The organism is Prochlorococcus marinus str. MIT 9201, assembly GCF_000759955.1.
Classification (GTDB): Bacteria; Cyanobacteriota; Cyanobacteriia; order PCC-6307; family Cyanobiaceae; genus Prochlorococcus_A; species Prochlorococcus_A marinus_G.
The window spans coordinates 1-25,437 of record NZ_JNAL01000015.1 but is presented as its reverse complement, the minus strand read 5'-3'; the positions used below and the strand labels follow the sequence as shown (position 1 = coordinate 25,437).

General features: G+C 31.2%; 28 protein-coding genes. 14 read left to right on the top strand and 14 right to left on the bottom strand.

All coding sequences use genetic code 11. The features are described from left to right. Nucleotides 1-32: 32 nt before the first annotated feature. The 3 genes from EU95_RS02940 to EU95_RS02950 form a co-directional block, all read right to left on the bottom strand. Nucleotides 33-1,784 carry a peptidoglycan D,D-transpeptidase FtsI family protein gene (locus tag EU95_RS02940; protein WP_032522504.1) on the bottom strand — a complete coding sequence of 584 codons (1,752 nt, stop codon included), beginning with the start codon at nt 1,782-1,784 and terminating at the stop codon, nt 33-35. After that, nucleotides 1,784-2,212: a hypothetical protein gene (locus EU95_RS02945; protein ID WP_032522503.1), complete on the bottom strand. Its 429-nt coding sequence runs from the start codon at nt 2,210-2,212 to the stop codon at nt 1,784-1,786. Before EU95_RS02945 ends, EU95_RS02940 begins: the two co-directional genes overlap by 1 nt. Nucleotides 2,213-2,296: 84 nt before the next feature. Further along, entirely contained in the window at nt 2,297-3,658 is a 1,362-nt protein-coding gene (locus EU95_RS02950) for a CPBP family intramembrane glutamic endopeptidase (RefSeq protein ID WP_032522502.1), read from the bottom strand. Between the two features lie 116 nt (nt 3,659-3,774). Between EU95_RS02950 and EU95_RS02955 the strand changes: the two genes are divergently transcribed. After that, nucleotides 3,775-5,103: a histidine phosphatase family protein gene (locus EU95_RS02955; RefSeq protein WP_032522501.1), complete on the top strand. Its 1,329-nt coding sequence runs from the start codon at nt 3,775-3,777 to the stop codon at nt 5,101-5,103. Between the two features lie 54 nt (nt 5,104-5,157). Here EU95_RS02955 and lepB read toward each other — a convergent pair whose 3' ends face one another. From lepB to EU95_RS02980, 5 genes are all read right to left on the bottom strand, one after another. Then, on the bottom strand, nt 5,158-5,817 hold the full coding sequence (gene lepB, locus EU95_RS02960) for a signal peptidase I (RefSeq protein WP_032522500.1): 660 nt from the start codon (nt 5,815-5,817) through the stop codon (nt 5,158-5,160). Nucleotides 5,818-5,841: 24 nt separating this feature from the next. Next, nucleotides 5,842-6,204, bottom strand: coding sequence for a Spx/MgsR family RNA polymerase-binding regulatory protein (locus EU95_RS02965; RefSeq protein WP_032522499.1), 363 nt, complete (start codon nt 6,202-6,204; stop codon nt 5,842-5,844). Then, a complete protein-coding gene (locus EU95_RS02970; RefSeq protein ID WP_032522498.1) occupies nt 6,201-6,755 on the bottom strand; it encodes an inorganic diphosphatase in 555 nt (184 codons plus the stop codon). The genes EU95_RS02965 and EU95_RS02970 overlap by 4 nt, the downstream gene beginning before the upstream one ends. Further along, nucleotides 6,745-6,999, bottom strand: a complete 255-nt coding sequence (locus EU95_RS02975; protein WP_032522497.1) for a hypothetical protein — start codon at nt 6,997-6,999, stop codon at nt 6,745-6,747. Before EU95_RS02975 ends, EU95_RS02970 begins: the two co-directional genes overlap by 11 nt. Before the next feature lie 96 nt (nt 7,000-7,095). Then, nucleotides 7,096-7,446 (bottom strand): hypothetical protein, encoded by a 351-nt coding sequence (locus tag EU95_RS02980; RefSeq protein WP_032522496.1) that lies wholly within the window; start codon nt 7,444-7,446, stop codon nt 7,096-7,098. Nucleotides 7,447-7,620: 174 nt separating this feature from the next. Here EU95_RS02980 and EU95_RS02985 point away from each other — a divergent pair, with 174 nt between their 5' ends. From EU95_RS02985 to EU95_RS03000, 4 genes are all read left to right on the top strand, one after another. Next, nucleotides 7,621-9,423 (top strand): proline--tRNA ligase, encoded by a 1,803-nt coding sequence (locus EU95_RS02985; protein ID WP_032522495.1) that lies wholly within the window; start codon nt 7,621-7,623, stop codon nt 9,421-9,423. A gap of 25 nt (nt 9,424-9,448) precedes the next feature. Then, entirely contained in the window at nt 9,449-9,886 is a 438-nt protein-coding gene (gene psb27 / locus EU95_RS02990; protein ID WP_032522494.1) for a photosystem II protein Psb27, read from the top strand. Nucleotides 9,887-9,967: 81 nt separating this feature from the next. After that, a complete protein-coding gene (locus EU95_RS02995) occupies nt 9,968-11,278 on the top strand; it encodes an adenylosuccinate synthase (protein WP_032522493.1) in 1,311 nt (436 codons plus the stop codon). 15 nt (nt 11,279-11,293) lie between these two features. Continuing rightward, entirely contained in the window at nt 11,294-12,304 is a 1,011-nt protein-coding gene (locus EU95_RS03000) for an adenosine kinase (protein ID WP_032522492.1), read from the top strand. On the opposite strand, the gene cutA is transcribed toward EU95_RS03000, so the two are convergent. Both cutA and cobK read right to left on the bottom strand, forming a co-directional pair. Continuing rightward, nucleotides 12,305-12,610 carry a divalent cation tolerance protein CutA gene (gene cutA / locus EU95_RS03005; RefSeq protein ID WP_032522491.1) on the bottom strand — a complete coding sequence of 102 codons (306 nt, stop codon included), beginning with the start codon at nt 12,608-12,610 and terminating at the stop codon, nt 12,305-12,307. Nucleotides 12,611-12,612: 2 nt separating this feature from the next. Beyond that, nucleotides 12,613-13,419, bottom strand: coding sequence for a precorrin-6A reductase (cobK, locus tag EU95_RS03010; protein WP_052046866.1), 807 nt, complete (start codon nt 13,417-13,419; stop codon nt 12,613-12,615). Between the two features lie 28 nt (nt 13,420-13,447). On the opposite strand from cobK, the gene EU95_RS03015 reads away from it, so the two are divergent. Beyond that, nucleotides 13,448-13,873 carry a single-stranded DNA-binding protein gene (locus EU95_RS03015; RefSeq protein WP_032522489.1) on the top strand — a complete coding sequence of 142 codons (426 nt, stop codon included), beginning with the start codon at nt 13,448-13,450 and terminating at the stop codon, nt 13,871-13,873. A 1-nt stretch (nt 13,874) separates the two neighbouring features. On the opposite strand, the gene EU95_RS03020 is transcribed toward EU95_RS03015, so the two are convergent. Next, on the bottom strand, nt 13,875-14,057 hold the full coding sequence (locus tag EU95_RS03020) for a hypothetical protein (protein ID WP_032522488.1): 183 nt from the start codon (nt 14,055-14,057) through the stop codon (nt 13,875-13,877). 42 nt (nt 14,058-14,099) lie between these two features. On the opposite strand from EU95_RS03020, the gene EU95_RS03025 reads away from it, so the two are divergent. From EU95_RS03025 to EU95_RS03035, 3 genes are all read left to right on the top strand, one after another. After that, entirely contained in the window at nt 14,100-14,630 is a 531-nt protein-coding gene (locus EU95_RS03025) for a DUF2854 domain-containing protein (protein ID WP_032522487.1), read from the top strand. A 64-nt stretch (nt 14,631-14,694) separates the two neighbouring features. Next, complete coding sequence (gene argB / locus EU95_RS03030; RefSeq protein WP_032522486.1) at nt 14,695-15,546, top strand: acetylglutamate kinase; 852 nt, start codon at nt 14,695-14,697, stop codon at nt 15,544-15,546. Between the two features lie 3 nt (nt 15,547-15,549). Further along, nucleotides 15,550-16,659, top strand: a complete 1,110-nt coding sequence (locus tag EU95_RS03035) for a DUF3153 domain-containing protein (RefSeq protein WP_032522485.1) — start codon at nt 15,550-15,552, stop codon at nt 16,657-16,659. Here EU95_RS03035 and priA read toward each other — a convergent pair whose 3' ends face one another. Then, nucleotides 16,660-18,936: a replication restart helicase PriA gene (gene priA / locus EU95_RS03040; protein WP_032522484.1), complete on the bottom strand. Its 2,277-nt coding sequence runs from the start codon at nt 18,934-18,936 to the stop codon at nt 16,660-16,662. A gap of 325 nt (nt 18,937-19,261) precedes the next feature. Here priA and rpoD point away from each other — a divergent pair, with 325 nt between their 5' ends. Then, complete coding sequence (gene rpoD / locus EU95_RS03045) at nt 19,262-20,443, top strand: RNA polymerase sigma factor RpoD (RefSeq protein ID WP_032522483.1); 1,182 nt, start codon at nt 19,262-19,264, stop codon at nt 20,441-20,443. Nucleotides 20,444-20,540: 97 nt separating this feature from the next. Then, complete coding sequence (hemC, locus tag EU95_RS03050; protein WP_032522482.1) at nt 20,541-21,491, top strand: hydroxymethylbilane synthase; 951 nt, start codon at nt 20,541-20,543, stop codon at nt 21,489-21,491. 7 nt (nt 21,492-21,498) lie between these two features. Here hemC and EU95_RS03055 read toward each other — a convergent pair whose 3' ends face one another. Further along, complete coding sequence (locus tag EU95_RS03055; RefSeq protein ID WP_032522481.1) at nt 21,499-22,086, bottom strand: inorganic diphosphatase; 588 nt, start codon at nt 22,084-22,086, stop codon at nt 21,499-21,501. Between the two features lie 63 nt (nt 22,087-22,149). Continuing rightward, a complete protein-coding gene (locus tag EU95_RS03060; RefSeq protein WP_032522480.1) occupies nt 22,150-23,655 on the bottom strand; it encodes a carboxypeptidase M32 in 1,506 nt (501 codons plus the stop codon). 108 nt (nt 23,656-23,763) lie between these two features. On the opposite strand from EU95_RS03060, the gene EU95_RS03065 reads away from it, so the two are divergent. The 3 genes from EU95_RS03065 to EU95_RS0109070 all read left to right on the top strand — a co-directional run. Beyond that, nucleotides 23,764-24,219: a secondary thiamine-phosphate synthase enzyme YjbQ gene (locus EU95_RS03065; protein WP_032522479.1), complete on the top strand. Its 456-nt coding sequence runs from the start codon at nt 23,764-23,766 to the stop codon at nt 24,217-24,219. A gap of 36 nt (nt 24,220-24,255) precedes the next feature. Continuing rightward, the gene (locus EU95_RS03070) at nt 24,256-24,546 is read left to right on the top strand and encodes a 4a-hydroxytetrahydrobiopterin dehydratase (protein ID WP_032522478.1); all 291 of its coding nucleotides are present in this window, start codon (nt 24,256-24,258) and stop codon (nt 24,544-24,546) included. Between the two features lie 40 nt (nt 24,547-24,586). Beyond that, nucleotides 24,587-25,437: CobW family GTP-binding protein (locus EU95_RS0109070; RefSeq protein WP_032522569.1), on the top strand; the 851-nt coding region annotated here is incomplete at its 3' end.

Below are 25,437 nucleotides of genomic sequence, written 5' to 3'. Positions count from 1 at the left end.
GATGAACTAAATATTTAAAAAATTGGAAAATTTTATGGTTTTTTAACAATCATTCCATGGTCTTTAATATTAGGAGGTATTTTTTCAATTACTATCAAACTCTCAATAATTTCCCTTGCAACTGGTACTGCAACAGTCGAACCATATGCATATGATTTAGATGGCTCATCAACGACTACAAGGACAGCATATTTCGGATCGTTAACTGGTAAGGTCGCGACAAAACTACAAACTTTTTTACTTGTATACGAACCATTTAAGGCTTTTTGAGAAGTGCCCGTTTTCCCTGCTATCCTGTAACCCTCGATTTTTGCTCCAGATCCACTACCTTCATCAACTACGCTCTCCATCCATTCAAGAACAGTTTTAGAAACCTCTTGTGAAAAAAATTGTTTTTTTGAATTTTTATTAACTCTTTCTTCGAAAGTTGAGGTTACATGAGGAGTAACTTCAAAACCCCCATTTGCTAGAGCCGCATGAAGTTGAACCAATTTAAGTGGCGAGATTGAAAACCCTTTACCAAAAGAAGTTACGGCAGGTTCAATTGATTGATTTACAAATAAATCTTTTCTCTTTAGTTGTCCAGCAGTTGATTCAAATAAGTCAGTCTCTAAATTTTTATTTATGCCTAATTTTTTAAGCCAATCCCAATAAATTGGGGGGTCTAAATTTTGCATTATTTTTATCATCGCAACATTACTTGAAACCTGTAATACTTTTGGATAGTCAATGTATCCATTACCTTTTTTATCCCAATTATAAAGTGTCCATCCTCCCACATTAATCTTTCCAACATCCTCAACCAATCCATCTTTCTGGATTACTTTTTCTTCTAACGCTAAGGCAAGATTAATAGGTTTAAAAGTTGAACCAGGCTCAAATAAGTCTTGAGAATACCAACCCCTAAAGAGTTCAGAATCATACTGCCAAAATTTATTTGGATCATATGACGGGACTGTAACCAAGGATAGAATCCGACCATTAGTAACATCCATAACTATTGCAAATCCCTTTTTTGCCTTCCATTTGCTTACTTGCTTTGATAATGCATTGAATGATGCTTTCTGTAATTTTGAATCTATAGTTAGGCCTAAAGTTTTGTAATCATAAATAAAATCACTTGGCGCTGAATTATCCGGCAGAGGAGTTCCGTCTCCTCCTCTTTTTATAAAATTAATTTTATTAAAAACTTTAATTTGATTCTCTAAATGAAGTTCTAAACCTGCTGAACCTTTATTCTCATCATTGACAAAACCGACGAGATTGGAGTAAAGCTCCCCTTGTGGATAATATCTCTGCGAATATTTAAACAAATCAAGTCCGCTTATTTGAAGGTTCTTAATCTTTTCTGCTTTTTCTTCAGGAATTTCATCCAAAACCTTTATACCACTCATTTTATTATTAAATTTCCCCAAGAGTATTTCATCATTAATATCCAAAATAGGCGACAATTTTTCTATAACTTCCTCAATACTGCGAACTTTATTAATTGAATCACCAGGAAAATTAAAATGTTTTGGATGAGCCCATAATTTATAAAGCGGTTTATCATAAGCAATTAGTCTATTATTTCTATCAACAATTGATCTCCTTTTTTTTAAGGAGTTAGTTTTAGAAGACTGAATTAATCTAGCTTTCCTTTGCAAATCAGAGGCGTTAAAAACTTGCAATTTAACTAACCTCCCAAACAAACAAAATATTAATAGTAAGCTAAAAATATATATGAATTTAAATCTTCTTTGATCAAGGGGTATTAGACGAACAATTTTTTTGTATTTTTTCATCAATATCCCTTCTGATATTTGCTATCACTAAAACCTTTAATGAAACCACTTAAGTTTTTCTTAAATAAACTTTCTTTTTTTTCTGCAAGTTTATCTAAATAAATTAAATCTTCAGGTTTAGTTGTTCTATAAATATTGAGAGACTCAAGTTCACTAATATAAAATTCCTCAATTTTAGAAATATAATCAATGAGATTATTATTAATAGCTCTTGTTTTAGATAAGGTTTTATATGTATTTGACCATTTTCTTTGGCTATCAAAAGATAAGAAAAATAAGGCAAAAATTAATACCATAAGAGAACTATTAATAGTGTCGAAAATTTGATGTATTAATTTGATATCAAGAATGGATATTTTTTCGGAATTTTTTTTACTTTCATATGAAACTTTTTTTTTAAAATTAGGTTGTTTACCATAAGGTTTCATTTATGATTTTTTAATAAATGAGAGAAGTATTACTAATTAAATAAACATCTTTTAGTTTGATTCGCAAGTGAAAAATTAAATTCTTTATGTCCTCAATAAGAACAAATTTAAGAAGGTCAACCCATTCCATAAAGAGTGCATAATTATTGAAGAAAACAAACTTCCTGAAGCAACTCTTGTAATCCCAAGCCCTATTCCCAAAACAAATAATGGAGGCATTTCTCCCAAACTTAAATGAGCCAAAGCAAAGATAAAAGCTGAGACTATGATGCCCAAAATTACACCAAAATCTCTTGAAAGAGTTGGTAGTAAAATACCTCGAAATATAATCTCCTCAAATAGAGGAGCTAATATAGTTGTTGTTATAAATAATAGAAAAAATGATAAGTAACTATTATTATTAAGAACAATTTCGAGCAAAGGGTTACTACCATTCTGATTATCGATCAGACTATTCATAATTAGAGAAATCAATAAAACAAAAGGAACTATTGTTAACCAACCTTTAATTCCCTGAATAATTGCATATTTTATTGGCAAGAAATTGAACTGTAAATAATCCTTCTTAAAAGTAAATTCACCATTCAAAGATTTAATTTGATAATAAACTATCCCTAATGGCGGAATAGCCATAAAAAGATATCCAAAGAATATTTTTAAAGATTGAGACAATTCATTAGAGATATTTTTAGAAAAAAGTTCAACTAAACTTATAGAAAATAAGGGGGAAACAACTTCTCCTAAAACAACAAATCCACCTGAAATTAATAAAACCATATCTATTAATTCTAAATCTAAAGATTTAATTTCTTGCCAACCAAACTTTTTCAAAGATATAGTAGACCATAACATTTTTAAAGCCAAAATTGAGCCAAGAAGTATTGTTAAAAGTGGTATCAATCTTATTGCTAATATTTTTAAAAACATTTTGCTTGAAAATGATTTTGTTATTAATGACCCATCGTCAAAATCAAATTTCTGGCTTAAAAGGTGATATAAAAATCTATCCCCTTTAAATAAATCAAATTTTTCAGAATTTGGTTTATACGAATTATTATTTAATTTTCTTCCTAACTCATCAATCACTAATTTAAATTTCTTATTTTCAAAATCTTTGGATATAGCTTTATAGATCATAGGATCATTTGATTCTGAAGAAATTATTCGAATTAATTTATTTCTTTCTGTTAATTCATCAAATGAGACCTCAGAAAGTAATTTATTTATTTGATCAACAGGATCATTTTTAATAAAAAATTTTTTAAGATTTATAGGTATTGATTGGATCGATAATTCAGCAATTTCTTGCTCTTTTTGACTTATATCAAATGAAACAGATGGTCTATTTAAACTATCTCTTAAACCTTGTTGCCATACAAAAAAAGTTATGACTATGGAAATAAAAGCTAAAGAGAGTTTTGACTTAGAAATATTTTTAAGGTTCATAACTTATTATATTGCTGAAAATTTGACTTAGTTATCATTGAAGTTCCTAATATTTATGTATCTATTTTAATCACGCCATGAGATGATTAAATTATCTTAATTTTCAAATTTATATAATGACGATTCGATTAGTTTTAGTTAGGCATGGACTAAGCAGTTTCAATGCAAAAGGATTAATTCAAGGAAGAACAGATGATTCATTATTAACTGATGAGGGATACGAACAATCCCGAAAAGCAGGAAAAGCATTATCAAAAATAAACTTTGAAAAAATTTATTCGTCCCCACTTGTGAGAGCTGCAGAGACTGCAAAAACAATTGAAAAGGCCTTTAATAAGGAACAAAATATTTTATTTGATGATAATTTGCTTGAGGTAGATCTTAGTGAATGGTCTGGTCTGAAAATTGATGAAATAAAAAAGAAATTTCCAGAAATTTATCCTATATGGAAAAATGATCCAGAAAATCTAATCTTAAAAAGAAATGACAATAAAACTTATAAACCAATTCAAGAGTTATTTACCCAAGCAACAAATTTTGTGGAAGGCATTTTAAAAATTTATTTAGACAAAGATGATGTAAATATTTTAGTTGTAGGACATAATGCGATTCTAAGATGTTTAATCCTCTTGTTATTAGGAAAGCCAAAGCAAGGTTTTAGGAAAATAAGATTAGAAAATGCTTCTTTATCGATAATCAATATTTCGAGGAAAGATAACTCTTTTAAGACCCAAATTGAATGCTTAAATCAAACTTCCCATTTAAATAAAAATATTCCAAATCAAATTGGAGATTCCAGAATATTTCTAATAAGGCATGGTGAAACTAACTGGAACAAAGAAGGTAGATTCCAAGGCCAAATTGATATCCCTTTAAATGAAAACGGAAAAGATCAAGCTAGAAAGACTTTTGAATATTTGAGAAATATTTCTTTCAATAAGGCATTTTCAAGTTCAATGCATAGGCCTTATGAGACTGCACAAATAATTATTCAAAATAACAAAGATCTAAAAATAAAAAGATTAGATTCACTTGTAGAGATTAGTCACGGATTATGGGAGGGTAAATTGGAAGCAGAAATCAGAGAACAGTGGCCCACATTACTAAAAAATTGGCATAATAAACCCGAAGAAGTAATTATGCCCGAAGGTGAATCTATAAAAGATGTATCAGAAAGATCCGTAGAAGCTTTTGAAAAAATTTGTTTATCTCAAAAGGATAATGATCTAAGCCTTCTGGTTGCTCATGACGCAGTTAATAAAACTCTAATTTGCAATATACTTGGGATTAATTATTCAAATATTTGGATGATAAAACAAGGTAATGGCGGCATTACTATAATCGACCTTTTTAACGATCCCAATAAGACCCCTGTGATAAGCGCTCTAAACATTACAACACATCTAGGTGGAATACTTGATTCAACTGCTTCCGGAGCACTTTAAATTAAAGCTCTTTTAAAAAATTTATTTTGATAAATTCAGAGTCAGAAAAAGTCTTTATTTATTGAAAAAGCCAACTTGACTAAGAGGCCAAAATCTGAAATATGCTTTACCAATTATCTCCTTTTTATGAAGAAATTTACTTCCAGGCCAATATCTTCCATCCCAGCTATTAGACCTATTATCTCCTAAAACCAAAAAATGGTCTTCGGGAACTTTTATATTTTCAAATGCTCCACATTTTTTAAACAGAGATGATGAGCATTTATAAGTTACATAAGGTTCAGGAATTAATTTATTATTAATTGCAACTTCACCTTTACTATTTACGCTCACAATTTCACCAGGTATTGCTACTACTCTCTTGATATATGCATCGCATGATTGGTCTCTCAAGCCAGGAATAAAAGACATTGGTGGAAAACTCATAAAAAAACAATATCTTTTTTTTGGTAAAGGCTTAGATCTCACTGAAATTAGTTTTTCATCAAATGAGTAAGGAGAATTAAAAACGATAATATCTCCTCTTTTGGGTAAAGAGTTTCTAAGTGAGAATTTTTCAATTATTAACCTATCGTTAATTTGTAATTCTGGGAGCATAGACCCGGAGGGAATATATCGAGGTTCTGCGAAATATGATCTACAGGAAGAAACAAAAAAAGTTAATAGAATTAGAAAACCCCATTCTTTTAAAAAACTTTTAATAAAAATAGGCATAAACTTTATAAAGGATAAATTTCTTTAAACCTTACAAAACTGTTTGGCATATTCAATTTCATTAAACCCTAATATAACTTTTTCCTCTTCGTAAACCAAAAATGGTCTTTTTATTAATTTGCCGTCACTTAAAAGAAGTTTAATAATTTCTTCTCTTGATAAACCATAAATATCAAGATTAAGAGTTTTAAAAGCTTTACCTCTTATATTAAAAATCCTTTTTTTATCATCAGAGTATTGTTCTAAGGCTAGATTTAAATAATTAACAAGGGGTGGTTCTTTTGCAATATCAATTAATTGGAATACAAAATCTTTGCTTTCAAGCCACTTTGCAGCTTTTCGGCAAGTAGAGCATTTTAAATAACTATAAAAAATTATTTTTTTCAATTTAATTTACTAATTTTTGATTTCTTAAGTACATTAAATTTTTTCTTTTTTGGGAGTATACAACTTTTCAATAAATTTTCAACCGCATCAAAATCCCTCCAACCATCAATTTGTACTGTTCTTCCGTCAAGTCCTTTACTTGTTCTAAAAAATTCAGCTACGTCCTCAAGCTGATTAGGAGCAATTTGATTAATACTTACTATATTAGTCTGCCTAGGATTAGCAATAGGGACACATAAGAGTTTTCCATCATATGCACCACAATCATGCATATCCAAAACCCCAATAGGTCTTGCTTTTATTAGACATCCAGCAAAAGTAGGCTCATCCATTATCACCATCGCATCAAGAGGAGCTCCATCATCAGCAAGGGTATTTGGGATAAAGCCATAATCAAAAGGGTACCTCACTGAAGAATGCAATACTCTGTCTAAGGCCATTATTCCTGCATCAGAGCAATATTCATATTTATTCCTACTCCCAGCAGGTATTTCAACAACAATATTTACTATTCCCTTCATTGGAGATGGAGGTATTGAACTAAGGTCCATCTTTTTTAAAATCGTGATTATGAATTATCTCGCTTCCTTGAGATAAAGGTCTACCAATTAAAATGCTTATTGAAGGTAATAAAATTGTCAAAAAGGCAAAAATAACACCTAAAGATGTTATTGATAAACTCCTTATACTTAAGGGGTCATCATCATCTCTTTCAAAATCACTTTGAGCAGAACCAAGAGAAGATTCCTCGCTTGATTTACTTTGAATAGACTGCTTTGATTTCGTGTAACTCAAGAACTCTTAATTGGGAAAGATTAAGGAGATAATTAAACATCATTATCCTACATTCAAAATGTCAATAAATCAAAACATTGATTGGTAACTTTTAAATTACTTTTTCTCTAGCAAAGACCTAATAGATTTTAGTTCGTCTAATATTTGTGTCAGTATATTTTGAGAAGCAGAGGAAGGCGTATTAAAAACCTCTACAGTAACTTCCTTAATTCTTAAAATATCTTTTGCAAATCTTGCTACTTCATTAGGATGGAATTTTAAAGGGTCTTTTTGATCAGTTCTAAATTCGGGATTTAATTTCCTTGGATTAAAGGTGGGGTTTAGATTTCTTAAATCTGTATTTGTATACCTATAGACAGAAGCTCTTGATCTATTTAGGAATTTTTGAACTTCATCAATACCTACTAATTCCTCTTCGCTAGAAATATTGGAATCTATATTTTCCATAAACTTAAGAAAATGTTTTAGTAATAATGAACTGTTTAAAGATTTTGAACTTCATTACTGAAGAAGTTAGCAGAAAGCATATTTTTAGACTAGCCGCGTTGAGGGACTCAAGACACTTTAAATTCTTTTTTCACCTTAATTGATAAAATTAAATATTATTAAGGATTTTTTTGTATGCGCGTGACAACCTCATTTCCTCTGGGGACACTTCGTGACACACCTTCTGAAGCTGAGATTATTTCACATCAATTACTTTTAAAAGCTGGTTATATTCGCAGAGTTAATAGCGGTATTTATGCATACATGCCAATAATGCTTAGAGTTATTGAAAAAATATCCAAAATAATAGAGAGAGAACTTAATAGTATTGGTTGTACAAAATTACTATTACCCCAACTTCATCCAGCGGATTTGTGGAAAAAAAGTGAAAGGTGGGAAGGATATACTGCCGGTGAAGGAATAATGTTCAATCTCAAAGATAGACAAGGTAAAGAGTTTGGTTTAGCTCCAACTCATGAAGAGGTGATCACGAGTATTGCATCAGAGACCATAAACTCCTATAAACAATTACCTCAATGTTTTTATCAAATTCAGACAAAATTTAGAGATGAAATAAGGCCAAGATTTGGATTGATGAGAAGTAGGGAATTTATAATGAAAGATGGTTATTCTTTCCATTCTTCAGAAAACGATCTGGCTTCTTTCTATGAAAAGGTTGGAAATGCATATGAAAATATTTTTAAATCTTGTGGACTGCAGACAGTAGGGGTTGAAGCCGATAGTGGAGCAATTGGTGGTGCTTCCTCTAAAGAATTTATGGTCACCGCTGATGCTGGGGAAGATTCCATTTTGTTTACTCAAAGTGGTTCTTATGCTGCAAATATTGAAAAAGCTGTTTCTCTACCCTCTCAACCTATTCCACTAAAAGATAATATTGCAGATTGGTTAGAAACACCTCAACAAAAAACAATCCTCGAGGTTTGCGAAAATAATAATTTAGACCCTAGTCAGATAATTAAAGTTGTCTTATTCCTAGCACAGTTCGAAAGTAACTTTGAGGTCCCAATTCTTGCATGCGTAAGAGGCGATCAACACATTAATGAAGTCAAGCTTTTTAACATAATAAATAAACTTCATGATTGCAATCTTCTTAATCTTAAAAAAATTGAAGATCAAAATACTATCGAAAAAAATTTATACAATTTTCCCTTAGGTTTTATCGGACCAGATTTAGATAACAAAACTATTAAAGCTAGTTCTAATTGGGATAAGAAATGGACAAGAATAATTGATTATTCTGCAAGTAGCCTCTCTAACTTTATTAGTGGTGGAAATAAAGTTAATTTCCATAAATTTTTTCAAAAATTTTCTTTTGCTCCGAAAGATTATCTAATTGGGGATATCAGGAATGCTAAAAAAGGAGATAAAATAAGTATTGATAATAATGAAGAACTTTTAGAAAAAAAAGGCATCGAGATTGGGCATATTTTCCAACTGGGTCAAAAATATAGTGAAAAATTAAATGCAAAGTTCTCTGATAAGGATGGACAATTAAAAAATTTATGGATGGGTTGTTATGGTATTGGAGTTACAAGGATAGCTCAAGCTGCTATCGAACAGAATCATGATCAAAAGGGAATTTGTTGGCCTATCCAGATTTCTCCTTTTGAAGTTATTATTATTCCAACAAACCTAAAAGATCCTATTCAAAGTGACCTTACTGAGCAAATCTATAACAACTTTTTAATTAATAAAATTGATGTCCTCCTTGATGATAGAAACGATAGAGCTGGGGTGAAATTTAAAGATGCAGAATTAATTGGTATTCCTTTTCAGATAATTATAGGAAGAGAATCTGTAAACAACGAAGTAGAACTTTTATGCAGGACTAATAATACTAAGTCCAAAATAAGTACTGATAAATTATTGGAAACATTTATTTCCGAATCAGAAATAATGTACAATAAAAAGTCTTAAGGCTTATTTTTTTGGGAGCTCAGTTATGTTATTTAAAAGGACATCAAAATTATTTTTTAAAAATCTTACCAAAGTTATATCTTATTCAATATCCTTAATTGTTGTTTTTACACTATTTAGTTCTCCTTCTATAGCTGCAAAAACCTCGATGACAGGTGATTATACAAAAGACACAATTTCAGTTGTTAAAACATTGCAAACAGCTGTTGATACTCCAAAAGATTCTCCAAATAAAGATGAAGTAAGAAGCGAGGCTCTCACACTCATAACCGACTACATCTCCAGATACAGAAATAGAGGGATGGTGAATAAAACGCAATCATTTACCACAATGCAAACAGCATTAAATGCCATGGCAGGTCATTACAAAAACTTTGCAAGTAGGCCTTTACCAGATAAACTTAGGGAGCGTTTAACCAAAGAATTTTCTCTTGCTGAAAAAATGGTTTTAAGAGAAAGTTGATACAATTCATTTACTTTTTAAAAGTAAAACAAGATTTTTGAATATATTAAATATTCGCACAAAAATAATGCTCTTCTAAAATTGGCCAATGTTGTTGTAATCGGCGCCCAATGGGGTGACGAAGGAAAAGGTAAAATAACGGATTTACTTAGTCGTTCGGCAGATGTCGTCGTTCGCTACCAAGGGGGAGTAAATGCAGGACATACTATAGTCGTAGATGATAAAGTCTTAAAATTACATTTAATTCCCTCAGGGATACTTTATAAAAATACTTCTTGTCTAATTGGGTCGGGAACCGTTGTAGATCCAAAAATTTTGCTGAAAGAAATTGACATGTTAATTGATAATGGAATTGATATCTCAGGATTAAAAATTTCATCAACATCACATGTAACAATGCCCTACCACCGAATATTAGATGAAGCGATGGAGTCTGATAGAGGTTCAAACAAAATAGGGACAACAGGTCGCGGGATTGGTCCAACGTATGCGGATAAGTCACAAAGAAATGGCATTAGAATAAGAGATTTGCTCAATAAGGAAAGGCTAAGTGACGTAATCGAAATTCCATTAAGGGAAAAAAACGGTCTACTAGAAAAAATCTATGGCATTAAACCACTTAAATTAAAAGACATTGTTGAAGAATATTTTGACTATGGGAAAAGATTATCAAAGCATGTAGTTGACTGTACGAGGACTATTCATGCAGCCTCAAAAAACAAGAAGAATATTCTTTTCGAGGGTGCCCAAGGAACTCTACTAGACTTAGATCATGGGACTTATCCTTTTGTTACCTCATCAAACCCAATATCAGGAGGGGCATGTATTGGGGCTGGAGTGGGTCCCACATTAATTGATAGAGTGATAGGTGTCGCAAAAGCCTATACCACAAGAGTAGGTGAAGGACCATTCCCAACGGAATTGCAGGGGAGTATTAATGATCAACTCTGTGATAGAGGCAGTGAATTTGGAACCACCACTGGGAGAAGGAGACGATGTGGTTGGTTTGATGGAGTCATTGGTAAATATGCTGTATCTGTCAATGGTCTTGATTGTTTAGCCGTTACTAAACTAGATGTATTAGATGAATTAGATGAGATTCAAGTTTGTATTGCATATGATCTCGATGGAGAGGAAATAGACTACTTCCCTACAAATTCAGATGACTTAAAAAAATGTAAGCCAATCTTCAAAAAGTTAAAAGGTTGGCAATGTTCAACTGCAGATTGCAGAAAACTATCTGATCTCCCTGAAAATGCTATGAATTATCTAAGATTTTTAGCTGAATTAATGGAGGTTCCAATTGCCATTGTATCGTTGGGGGCGAATAGAGATCAAACCATAGTAATTGAGGACCCAATTCATGGGCCTAAAAGAGCACTTCTAAGGTAATTTAGTTCCAAATTAATGAAGGAATCCTTTAGACATTTTGAACAGAATAAAAAGGTTGATCTCATTGGTCTAGGCAACGCAATAGTAGATATTATTGTAAATATTAAAGATGAGTTTCTTGAGATAAATAATCTTGATAAAGGATCAATGAATCTCATTAATGCTGATGAATCTCAGAGATTGTTAGAAAATTGCAACGTGATCAAAAAAATATCAGGGGGGTCTTCAGCAAATACTGTTGTATGTTTAGCAGAATTAGGAAATGATGTTCAGTTTATTGGAAGGGTGAAGAATGATCAACTTGGGGATTTCTTCTCTTCTGATATAAAAAAAAGTAAAACTATATTTAATACTCCACCAACTAATGCAGGAGCCTCAACAGCTCATTCAATTATTTTGATTACACCTGATGCTCAAAGAACAATGTGCACTTACCTGGGAGCATCTATAGAGTTTGAAGCCAAAGACATTGATTTTAGTAAACTTAAGGAAAGTAAATACTTATATTTAGAAGGCTATTTATGGGACAGCCAATTGGCTAAAAATGCCTTTCTTAAAGCCGCTGAAATTGCAAAACAATCCAATACAAAAATAATCCTTTCATTGTCTGATTCATTTTGTGTAGATAGGCATCGAAATAGTTTCTTGGAATTAATTGATGAATATGTAGATATTGTTTTTTGTAATGAATCAGAGGTTTTAAGTTTACTTAGAGAGGATAAATTAGCAAACTGCCAGGGAGACCTCTCTTCACTATGTGAATTAGTCGTGGTAACTCTTGGTAGCAATGGTTCTCTTATAATTAATAAAAATCAAATCGAAGTAATTACGTCAATCAATAAAGGAAAAGTTATTGATACTACAGGGGCAGGAGATATTTATGCGGGAGGATTTATTCATGGATTAATAAATAATTATTCCCTAAAAAAATGCGGAGAGTTAGGTTCAATTTGTGCTGGGCATATAATTACACAATTAGGATCTAGATCTAATATGGATCTTAAAGAGTTATTAAAAGAACTTTAATCAAATAGTCTTATCTATCCAATCATAATATTTCATCTCAGAATAATATTTTTTGTAAATAATTTGTGGAACATCATATGTAGAAATTTTATTTAAAAAATCAATTAAGCACTCTTTAAATTCTATTTTACTTTTTATCGTAATTTCAAATTCATTAGTTTCTTCAACATCATCACCCCACTCATAAATTGAAAAAATTTGTTTTATCGAAACACAAGCTGCAAGTTTATTTTGTATCAGTAATTTAGCCATTCGAATAGCATTTGTTCTACTTGATTCAGTTGTGATCATAACTAATACTTCCATAATTAATTATCAATATTTGTTTTAATTATGTGATCTATCAAATTCTGGTATTCATTGAAAGAGTAACAATAATCATTTTTAACTTTCGGCCTTTTAACCAAAAACAACTTCATTTTACTTCCAGAAACTATACTCTCCCAGTTTTTCTGAGAATAACTTCCAGATTCTCTGCATAGAACATAATCTATCTCCCAAAAATCACAAAGTTTTTTTTCTAAAGTATTTTCATTATTTTTACTCGGCTCGAGTATCGCAATATTTGAATTTTTAATACATGATCCAAAAGCTTTAGTTATACTCTCATAGGTCGGAAGTACCCTTGTAAACACATTCGCTTTAGTATTCATGTAATAATTTGCTGTATCGTTAAGGAATCTTGATCCTATTGCGAGAAGAATGTTCTTATTTTCTAGATCAACGTTATTTATATCCTTTAAATCATCAATATAAAAAAAATTATTATCGGTATTAATAAGAGATCTCCTTTCAAATAGTAAGAGAGGTGTATTAATCTCTTTGCATGCATTATTAAGATTTTTAGAAATTATCACCGCAAACGGATGAGTAGCATCGATAACGAATTTGATTTTATTTTTTTTTATGAAATTAATTATTTCATCTTTATTATTTAATTTGCCCGTAATGATATGTAACTTTGGATTTTCAATATAAGCTTGCCCTGCTTTATATGTTAAAACACTTGCAAAAACTGAATAATTAAGTTCAAGAAGTCTATTAGCTATTGGAGGCCCATCAAAAGTTCCTGATAGGATCCAAACATTTTTATAGCAATTTCCTTGATTCTGCATCAGTATATCTTTAATTAAATAGTAACTAATGAATCATTGTTTAATTCAAGGAGTAATTAACAGTGCTCCACAAATGAGGTATACCAAAGAAAACCAAACTCCAATTGCAGAAATGATTGTTAATTTTAAAGGATTACGTAGTGAAGATCCAACCAGAGATCTCAAGATCATAGGATGGGGAAATATTGCCCAAGAAATGGTAAATGAACTAAAAGAGGGGCAAAATATTGTTATTGAGGGACGTCTAAAGATGAATTCTGTCACTAGAAAAGACGGAACAAAAGAAAAACAACCAGAACTTACAGCTTCAAAAATTCATCAAATAGAACCAGTTGAAGCTGTTAAATCTGATGAGAGCGAAAATAATGAGGCAATTGATAAAAAAGAAAGCACCAAAAAATCTAATTGGGATAGTTCACCTTTGGTTCCCGAAGTTGACGAAATACCGTTTTAAATCAAATATCAACATTATTTTCTTGAACACTTATAATAAATTTGCTTAATTTTCTTTCAAGCTCGGCAAGTTCGCATCTGATTTCTGGCCATTTACCTTTATCAAGATTTTCTAGTAGCCATGCTCTATCTTTATCAAGTTTAAAAATTAAATCTCCTTGATTTGCAGTATTAAGATCTTGCATAATACTTGTTAACCCATTTAAAATTCATTCTACTAAATCAAAATGAAGAAATACTTATCGCCTGGAAACTTCATAGTAACCGCTGGGGGTATATTAGCTTTTGTTGGAATGACTGCTTATTTTACAGACTCAGTAAATTTAAGTGTGCCTACTTTTTTTTATGGAGTACCTATTTTTCTAATTGGATTAGGTTTAAAGACTTCTGAAATACCTCCTGTAGAATTGCTTGACAAGACAAATTTTGCGACAAATAAATTTAATAGACCAAAAGAACTAACAGCATTAGTTAAAGATGTCACAAGATGGAGGTATGGGATAAAAGCTCATCTTGAATCTTCATTAGAATCTTTAAATTTGTGGGACGAGGATAATCCTCCCCAACTAAAAGAAATAGAAGAAATTACAAAGGAAGAAAAAAATGGTCTCAGAATGCGTTTCGAATTAAACGCCGTCCCTCTAGAAAAATGGATTGAAAAACAAGAAAGATTAAACAGGTTTTTCGTAAAAGGTCTTGAATCAGAATTTATTATCGACGATAATAAAAAAGAATTTGATTTTATTCTCTTTTATTAAATATAGGGATATATTTGTAAAAACCTAATTTCTGAATTCAATAAAGTTTTAATGATTTTTTATAATGGATGATTCTCAAAGAGTATCAATATTAAGCGAAGCACTTCCATATATACAAAGTTTCTCAGGTAGAAAAATTGTTATTAAGTATGGTGGTTCTGTCATGGAAGATGATGATTTAAAAAATGCTTTTTTTAGAGACATAGCACTTTTATCAACCGTGGGAGTATGTCCTATAGTAATTCATGGAGGTGGACCCGAGATTAATAATTGGTTAACGAAATTAGAAATATCTCCTAAGTTCGAGAATGGATTAAGAATTACTGATCAAAAAACAATGGAAATTGTTGAGATGGTTCTAATGGGTAAGGTTAACAAACAGATTGTAAAAGGCATTAATAAAACTGGATCCTTAGCGGTGGGAATATCAGGTCTTGATGGGAACTTAATTCAATCTAGAGAATTAGGAGATGGTAGCCATGGGTTTGTGGGAGAGGTCACAAAAATTAATCCTGAAATATTAGATCCTCTTATTTCTAAAGGATATATCCCAATTATTTCTAGTATTGGATCAACCAAAGAGGGTATTTCCCACAACATTAATGCAGATTTTGTCGCGGGTGAAATTGCTGCTGCAATTAATGCAGAAAAACTTATTCTTCTCACTGATACTCAAGGGATCTTAAAAGAAAAAGGTAACAAAAATAGTCTTGTTGAAAAAACGAATCTCAAAGAAGCAAGAAATTTTATTGATAAAAAAATTGTGACTGAAGGTATGATTCCAAAGACAGAATGCTGCATAAGAGCTTTAGCACAAGGAGTCAAAGCAGCTCATATAATCGATGGAAGAATAGAACATTCATTACTTCTTGAGATTTTTACAAATTCCGGAATAGGTACAATGATAGTAGCCTAACTTATGAAAAATTATGAGCAAGTTTTAGAAACAGTAGAACTTGCTTTAGCTAAAGGTGAGTATCAATATTGCATTGAATTTCTTTTGCCTCTAATAGAATCGTTTCCTTTATCAAGCAAAGAGGGAGTTAATTTAAGAACAATTTTAATTACTGCTCTTTGTGGTATCAATAAAAAGGAGGAGGCTAAAAGATTTTGTAAAGAACTTCTAAAATCTTACGATAATAAGACGAGAGAAAATGCAAAATATTTGATGGAAGTTATAGATTCTCCCGATATTAAAAAGCCAGAAAACTGGAATGTAGAGTTTGAAAGTGGCCCGTCACTAAATAAAAAATCTCTTAACTCACTGCGAAAAAAACGAGGAGAATTGGAGAAAAAGAAATTCATTAATGTTACTGAGACTCCAACTGGTGAAACAAAACCCTTTCAGAAAGGCTTTTCACTGATCATTTTTTTAATACTATTACTATTAATTCCACTTTTAAGTGGCTGCGTTAAGATTGAAAATACCCTTGATCTTAGTGAACTTGATTCAATAACCAATGATTTAGTGATAGAAAGTAAATATATAAATAAATTTCCTTGGCAATTAAAATTTGAAGAAAAAATAAAAGATATTCTTCCTGGCGCAGAAATTGCACAAGAAGAATCAACTTTTTCTTTGAAAGAGAAAAATCTCAATCTAGAAGATGCGAAGGGAGTTCTTAAAATAATCCAAAATACCGCTGGAGAGTTCGCGGGAGGATCAACAAGTATGGAAATTAATACTACTCAAAAAAACTTTATTTTTTTTAAAAAATACTTTTACAGCATAGATTTGGATCTAAATTCTATTCAAGGTATTGATAATTTAGAACTGATTTTCAAAATTATTCACCCTAATAAAGCCACCCTTACTGGTAAAAATGATTCAAATTTAGAAATCACAAAAAATCAAATAATTTGGAATTTAAATCAAGGGCAGACTAATAGTCTAGAGTTTTCTTACTGGAGCCTCAACATACTTTTGGTTGGGCTCTCTTTTATCTTAGTAACCATTGTATTAGCTTATTTATTAAGATTCTATAGGTTTAAATTAGGTACAGATTTGCCTCAACTTCCATCAAATTAATTACAGCTCTGCTGGATTAACATCAATTGTTAAAAAAACATTTTTTGGAATAAGTTTCCATAATTTTGATCTATCAGGTAAAGGTATCTTTGTATCTTCAGGGCCATGGATTAATATCTGCCATCTAAATTTTTTACCGACTTTTGCAATTAAACTAGGCGCAGGGCCAATTATTTTCCAATTAAGTTTCTCACAAAAATTGAATAGGTATTTTGCTAAATTTATTGCAGTTGATTCAGTTAATTCATAATCTTCACCTGATAATTTAAGAAGACAAATCTTACAAAATGGAAATAAATTTGAATCTTTTCTCAATTTCGAGTTTTCGATTAAAAATCTTTCATAATCTCTTTTCTGAAGATACGAAATTACAGGGTGGTTGGGTTTATATGTTTGAAAAATTACTTTTCCTTTTTTCTGATGTCTACCTGCCCTGCCAGCTAATTGTAGAAATAATTGTAATGATTTTTCTTCTGCCGAAATATCTGGGCGATGAAGCAAGCCATCTGCTGCAATGACTACTGAAAGAGTAATATTGGGAATGTCAATCCCTTTTGCCAACATTTGAGTTCCCACAAGAATATCAGCATAACCTTTAGAAAACTTTGAAAGAATATCTCTATGACCATCCTTTCCTGAGGTTGTATCTCTATCAAAGCGAAGTACCCTCAAGTCAGGGAACTCTTTATTTAAAAACTCTATTACCCTTTGTGTCCCTATTCCAAAAGGTTTGAAGGCAGTTGAATAACAATCTGGGCAACGATTGATCAATCTGGATTTATGATCACACCAATGACAACTTAACCATTTTTTCCCTTGTGAACCAAGATGTACCGATAAAGGAACGTCACAGTTGGGGCAATTTATTAAATATCCACAATTTCTACAACTTAAAAACCCACTATGCCCCCTCCTAGGTATCAAAATTATTGCCTGCTCATTTTTTAAACGTAGTTGGGGAAGCAATTGTAATAATTCATTGGATAAAATTTTCATATTTCCCTTCTTAAATTCATCCCTCATATCAATAATTCTTATTTCAGGAGTCTCATTCTTAGATATCCTTTGAATCATTCTTACCAATTTGAAATTCTTTTCAAAAATACACTTCTTCCACGTCTTCATTGATGGAGTTGCACTCCCAAAAATTAACTTTGCAGAATTCCTTTTTACTATTTCAATAGCAATCTCTCTTGCGTCATAACAAGGCATAGGACTATCTTGTTTATATGAAACATCATGTTCTTCATCCATTATTATTAGTCCTAGATTTTTAATTGGCAGAAAAACTGCAGACCTTGTCCCTATAACTATTAGAGGTTCCTTAGCATCAATAATTTTCTTCCAAACTAGGGTTCTATGATTAGAAGAACAGTTACTATGATATTCGTAAACGTCATTATTAAATCGCCGACTAAACCTATCAATAAGTTGAGGAATCAGTCCAATTTCTGGAGCAAGTATTAAACAACTTTTCTTTTTAAGAAATTGATTCTCAGCAATTCTCATATAAATTTCTGTTTTACCTGTACCTGTTTCGCCCCATAGAAGTAAGACATCTCCTGGTTTCATTGTTTGAAATTCTTGAAATGCATTTTTTTGCTCATTTGTAAGATTTGGTTTTTTTGCTGGAATATTATCATTTAAAAAGGAATTCAATTTGGTATTGATTATTTTTTTTCTTTTAGATTTAACCAGGTAATTTTTGCTGACCATTGATTTAATCAGAGTGTAATTAAAACCAGACTTTATTAATTCACTTTGCCAATTACCCTCTTCAGACAAAGTTTCTACTAAAAAGAATTCTTTTTTGGTTAATTCATTTTTCTTAATATCAAAGTCTTTTTTGGTTTTAATCCATATTTGATCTTTTAAACCTTGAGGAATTTTCTTATATTTACCAATCCAGCCAGGAGGAAATGCAGTTTTAAACATTTTTAAATTACTAACCATATAAAAAGAGGCAAGGGACTCCATCCATTCCCTCCAAGAATGATCAATTACTTTTTTCTGCAAAATAGCTTCAACGAACAAATATCTTATATTTTTTCCTCCAGTAATATTTGATTCAACTTTATTAATTGTCGAAACATTCTTTTTTGAGATCACCAACCCATTCAAAAATCTCCCTCTTAGTTTCACACTTACAATATCCCCAACTTCTACACCAAGATTATTTCCATCTAAATAGTAAAAGCTCTCATTAACAGAACCTATATCAAGCAAAATTTCGAATTTATAGGAGATATTTAAAAACTGATTACTTGCCGGCTTCAAAACTTTTTCTTAGTATTGGATTGTTGAACATTCCACAAAGTGTTTTTTGCACATTGTAAGTATCCTGCTCTTAAGGGAGACATGAAGCTTTGATCATTGAGTGAAAATTCAAAAAATGATCTGCCTGTCTGAGAAATCCCAAGACTTTTTACTTTAGCTAATCTATAACACTATTTAAATTTTTCAACAATTAAAAAAAAAACTTTTTTATTAAAATTTCTGAAAAAGTTCTTTTACAAATTAAGGGGAAATTTACTACTAAATGTACAAATTAGCCCTAAATAAAATTTAATCTAGTTAAATTCACCGTAGAAAGGAGTCAATCATGTGTCCAGTAGCAGCAGAATCAAAGAATTCTAAGCCCAGCTCGAAAAAAAAGATTAACAAAAAAATCAATGCTAATTTAGAAACAGTAGTTGAAGAAGAAAGTAATATAGATAGCCAAAGTTTAAAGATTTCCTCTGATTTAAGTGAAAGCCGCATAGAAACCAATGGTGAATTTAGTGATTCTGAAGATGAAGACAAAGGGCTTGGAAATATAAAGCTTGGACCTAAAGGTATATACACTGAAGATTCAATAAGAGTTTATCTTCAAGAAATTGGGAGAATTAGACTTTTAAGACCGGATGAAGAAATTGAACTTGCACGAAAAATTGCTGACTTACTCCAACTAGAAGAACTAGCTACTCAATATGAGTCAGAAAAAGGCCATTTCCCTTCTGTTAGAGAATGGGCTGAATTAATAGATATGCCTCTTCCCAAATTCAGGAGAAGACTTCTTTTAGGGAGAAGAGCTAAAGAAAAAATGGTTCAATCAAATTTAAGATTAGTTGTTTCGATTGCAAAAAAATATATGAATAGGGGATTATCATTTCAAGATTTAATACAAGAAGGGAGTTTAGGTCTGATTAGGGCAGCAGAAAAATTTGACCACGAAAAAGGTTACAAATTCTCTACTTATGCTACTTGGTGGATTCGACAAGCAATTACTAGAGCAATAGCAGACCAAAGCAGAACTATTAGATTGCCAGTTCACTTATACGAGACAATTTCCAGAATTAAAAAAACCACAAAGGTTCTTAGCCAAGAATTTGGGAGAAAACCTAGTGAAGAAGAAATAGCTGAGAGTATGGAAATGACAATTGAAAAATTAAGATTTATAGCTAAAAGTGCCCAGCTCCCTATTTCTTTAGAAACTCCAATAGGTAAAGAAGAAGACTCAAGACTTGGAGATTTTATAGAGGCTGACATAGAAAATCCCGAGCAAGATGTTTCTAAAACTTTACTAAGAGAAGATTTAGAGGGGGTTTTAGCGACTCTTAGTCCAAGAGAAAGAGATGTGCTTAGGCTAAGATATGGAATTGATGACGGAAGAATGAAAACTCTTGAAGAAATTGGACAAATTTTTGATGTTACTAGAGAAAGAATAAGACAAATAGAAGCAAAAGCTCTTAGAAAGCTGAGACATCCGAATCGAAATGGGGTTTTAAAAGAATATATAAAATAAAAAAGGTTAAATATAATATTCCACTTCAGAAACTTGCAAAAGAATATCTTAAAATAGATTCGACTTAATTTTCAATTCAAACTCAAAATAATATTTAATGACTTATCTTAAGCTGAAAATAGCTAGTAGAAGAAGTAAACTAGCAATGGTTCAAACTTTATGGGTTAAAGATCAACTAGAAAGGAATATTCCAAATTTAGAAGTATCTATTGAGGCCATGGCAACTCAAGGTGACAAAATCCTTGATGTAGCGCTAGCAAAAATTGGTGACAAAGGTTTATTTACAAAAGAACTTGAAGCACAAATGCTTGTAGGCCAGGCAGACATAGCAGTACATTCTCTAAAAGATCTACCAACAAATTTACCTAATGGCCTTAAATTAGGATGCATAACAAAAAGAGAAGATCCTGCGGATGCTTTAGTAGTAAACAAAAAAAATAATGGTTATAAATTAGAAACTTTACCGAAAGGTTCAATTGTGGGGACAAGCTCTCTTAGAAGACTTGCACAATTAAGAAATAAGTATCCACATCTTATATTTAAAGATATCAGGGGAAATGTTATTACAAGAATAGAAAAATTAGATGCTGGCGAGTTTGATTGTATTATTCTTGCTGCCGCTGGTTTAAAGAGATTGGGCTTTGAATCAAGAATTCATCAGATTATTCCAAATGAAATTTCCCTTCATGCTGTTGGTCAAGGAGCACTGGGTATTGAATGTAAATCTGATGATAAAAAAATTTTAGAAATTATAAATGTCTTAGAAGATAAACCCACTAGTCAAAGATGTCTAGCAGAGAGGGCATTTTTAAGAGAGCTTGAAGGGGGATGCCAAGTTCCAATAGGTGTTAATAGTAAAATTCAAAATGAACAACTTTGCCTCACTGGTATGGTTGCATCTATTGATGGGAAAAGGCTAATTAAAGATCAATATATTGGCAATATTAATGATCCTGAAGAAGTAGGCAAAGAGCTCGCACAAAAACTAAAGCTACAAGGTGCCGACAAAATACTGAGCGAAATATTTGAACAATTTAGGGAAAAATAAAAATTAGTTAATCTACTAATTTAGGATCAATTTCTTTTTTATATCTGTTTTCACAATCTTTAATTACTTCAACAGCTTCTTCAATCCCAAAAAAACCATTCACAGTACATGTTCCTGGTTTTTTTAGATCTTTGTAATGTTCCCAATAATACTTCGTTTCTTTTAGCCAATGCTCTCCAAGGTCTTTGAAACTTGAGATATGATCCATTCTTTTATCATCTGCGAGAACTGCTATTACCTTATCATCCACCTCCCCACCATCATCAAATTTCATCACGCCAATAATCCTAGCCTCAACAATAGATCCAGGAATCAATGGCTCAGTTACTCCAACAATTTCTATATCAAGTGGGTCTCCATCTTCATCCCAAGTTCTTGGTATACAGCCATATGCAAAGGGATAAGCAAGTGAAGAATAACCCACCCTATCAAGTTTAAGATGACCCGTTTCTGTGATTAATTCATATTTATTAATAGTATTAGAATTCAATTCGACAATAGTGTTAACTATTGAATTTGAACTATCAGTGAAAGCATTTAGTATATGTAATAGATTTGGTGTTACCCTACTTGGGGATTGATTAAGATTTGCCATCAAAAAATTATTTTTGTTTATCTTACATCCTCACACCCAACCAAATTCTTTAAAAGTAATGTTTCAGCAAAAATCATCTATTTTAGACCTTAAATGTTTAATAAAATAGTCTGCCGTTAGTTCTTCATTAGTTACGGATCTTATCAACTCCATAGAATTAACTGATCTTCCATATTTATGTATATTATTTTTTAACCACAAGATGATTTTTTGATATTCACCATTTTCAATTAAATTATCAATCAAACCAACGTCTTTTTCCATTTGATTAGAAATTTGAGCACTTATCAGATGTCCTAACAAATATGAGGGGAAATATCCAAACGCTCCCTCACTCCAATGAACATCCTGCAGACAACCTTCTGAATCATTAGATGGTTGTATTCCTAAAAGCTCACTATATCTTTTATTCCATTCTGTTGGGATATCTTCAGCAGGTAACCCTCCTTCAATTAAATCTATTTCAAGTTCAGTTCTTATTAATATGTGTAAACCATAAGTCAATTCATCTGCTTCAACCCTATTTAATCCTGCTTCCAAATGATTAAAAGATTTCCAGAGTTCTATAGGATTTTTTAGCGAACATCCAGCCGAAACAAATTTTTTGAAAAATCTTTTTGAAAAAGATTTGGATTTAACAATTCTATTTTCCCAAAATAAAGATTGACTTTCATGAATCCCCATAGAAGTTGCTTGACCTAAAGGCCAAGCAAACCATTGATGACTTTGAGATGGCAAACCCTGCTCATAAATTGAATGCCCCCACTCATGCGCAGTTGCTAAAAAACTTGATAATGGTTCACCTTCAACAATTCTTGTGGTAATCCTAAAGTCATTAGGCCCTAATGTAATGGAGAAAGGATGTGGAGATTTACCAACTACAACGCGATCTTTATCTCTCCCAAACTCATCAAGTAATTTAGAACATAAATTTTGTTGAGATTCTGTACTTAAATCCCAATAATTTTTTTTTGACTTATTAATTCTTCTAACGAAGTCTGGAATGGTTTCTTTCAAGGGTTGAAACATTTTATTCAACCATTTCAAAGTTAGTTCAGGCTCAAAGGGTTGGGCTAATGTCTCCCAGAGTGAATATTGATCAGATATTTGTTTTGCCTCTTCAATCCTCAATTTGACTAATTCTTTAAAGAATGGAAGAAAAATTTTAAAATCTGATTTTTTTTTAGCTTCTTGCCAGCTTTCATACCCTTTAGATTTTGCCTTTGCCAAAGACTCAACTAATTTAGGGTCTAAATTTCTTTCTCTATTAAATTCCTTCAATAAAAGATTAATATTTCTCTCTTTATCTCTTATAAAAAGTGGGTTATTGGAATTGAGTTCAATGTCTAATATTTCATTTTTTGCAGATTGTATTAGATCAGAAAATTCTTCTGAAGAGTTTCTTTTATGCAATAATTTTGCAATATACGTAAGTTGTTCAGATCTCCAAGAAGCACCTTTCTTAGGCATCCCAGTATTCTGATCCCAATAAAGTGAATTTTGTATTGAACCTAATATTTGAGTTTCTTTAAGATAAGCACCCAGCTTATTCCATTGAGTTTCAGTCAAAAATTTAAATTTAGATTAGATTTATTTTAAGATTAACAAATTAATGTCTGCTTAAAAACATACAACTTTTGTCCACAATAGGATATTAATTAATTAAGTTTTAACTATATGGAACAAATATTTTCAAAATTAAAATTCATAACCCATGGTCAGGGTTTCATTGACATCACATATGATTTAAATTTATATATTGAAAAAAATAATCTTCATTCCGGCATTTTAAATTTAACTTCACTTCATACCAGTTGCAGTTTAACTATTAATGAGAACGCAGATCCAAATGTACTGGAGGACCTAAAAAAATATATGCAATCTATAGTTCCCTATGATTCTTACATAACTTTATCAAAAGATAGAGAAGAAATATTTTATAAACATTATCAAGAGGGGGCCGACGATATGCCGGCACATATTAAAACATCCTTAACAAATACTTCTTTATCTTTGAGTTTTAGAGAGGGGAAGATTATGCTTGGCACATGGCAAGCAGTTTATTTATGGGAGCATAGATTTGATCAAAAGGAAAGAATTATAAATTTACATATAATTGGTGAGAAAAAGTAAAATATTTATAATGTAAAAAAGCAGATTTATTATTTCATGGAACCTTATCTTTTAAGAGATGAAGAATTGAATGAATTAGTTGTCAAAATACCTGGTTGGGAAATTAAAACTAAACAAATCAAAAGAGAATTTAATTTTTCTAGTTTTATTGAAGCCTTCGCTTTTATGACAAAGGTCGCTTTAATCTGTGAAAAATATAATCATCATCCTTACTGGGAAAATGTTTATACAAAAGTAATAATTAAATTTAATACTCATGATTTGGGAGGTATTACAAATCTGGATCAAACATTAGCTTCTGAAATCAATAAAATTTGTCATCAATAAGATTACAAAATTAGATTAATTCATTTAAAAATTTATCAAAATGTTAAAGAAATTATTACCAGTTACTATTATTAGTGGATTTTTAGGTTCTGGAAAAACTACACTTCTAAATCATATTTTAAAAAATCAAGTTGGTATTAAAACAGCTGTTTTAGTTAACGAATTTGGAGAGATTGGAATAGATAATGACTTAATAATAGAAGCCTCAGAAGATATGATCGAATTAAATAATGGATGTATATGTTGTTCTATCAATGGCGAATTATTAAATACAGTTTCCAAAGTTTTAGAAAGAGCTGAAAAATTAGACTATTTAATTGTTGAGACAACTGGGTTAGCAGATCCATTACCAGTAGCAATGACTTTTGCGGCTGGTGATCTAAGAGAAAAAGTAAGATTAGATTCAATAATAACTGTTATTGATGGAGAAAATTTTGACTTTGAAATTACTAACACAAGTATTGCCTATTCTCAAATTTTATACGGAGATATACTCCTTCTAAACAAATGTGATTTAGTGAGTGAAGAGCAATTAAATAAAATAGAAAAGTTTATTTATAAAATAAAAAAAGAACCAAGGATCTTAAGATCAATCAATAGTGAAGTTGGATTACAAACAATAATGAGTGTAGGTCTATTTGAGACAGATACTTTTCAATTCGACAAGAATAAAATTACAGAAAAAAAATCACACGATCATTCTTCTCATTCACACGATCATTCTTCTCATTCACACGATCATTCTTCTCATTCACACGATCATTCTTCTCATTCACACGATCATTCTTCTCATTCACACGATCATTCTTCTCATTCACACGATCATTCTTCTCATTCGCATGATTCGAGCAATAATATCGAAGGATTTACATCCGTTTCTTTTGAGACATT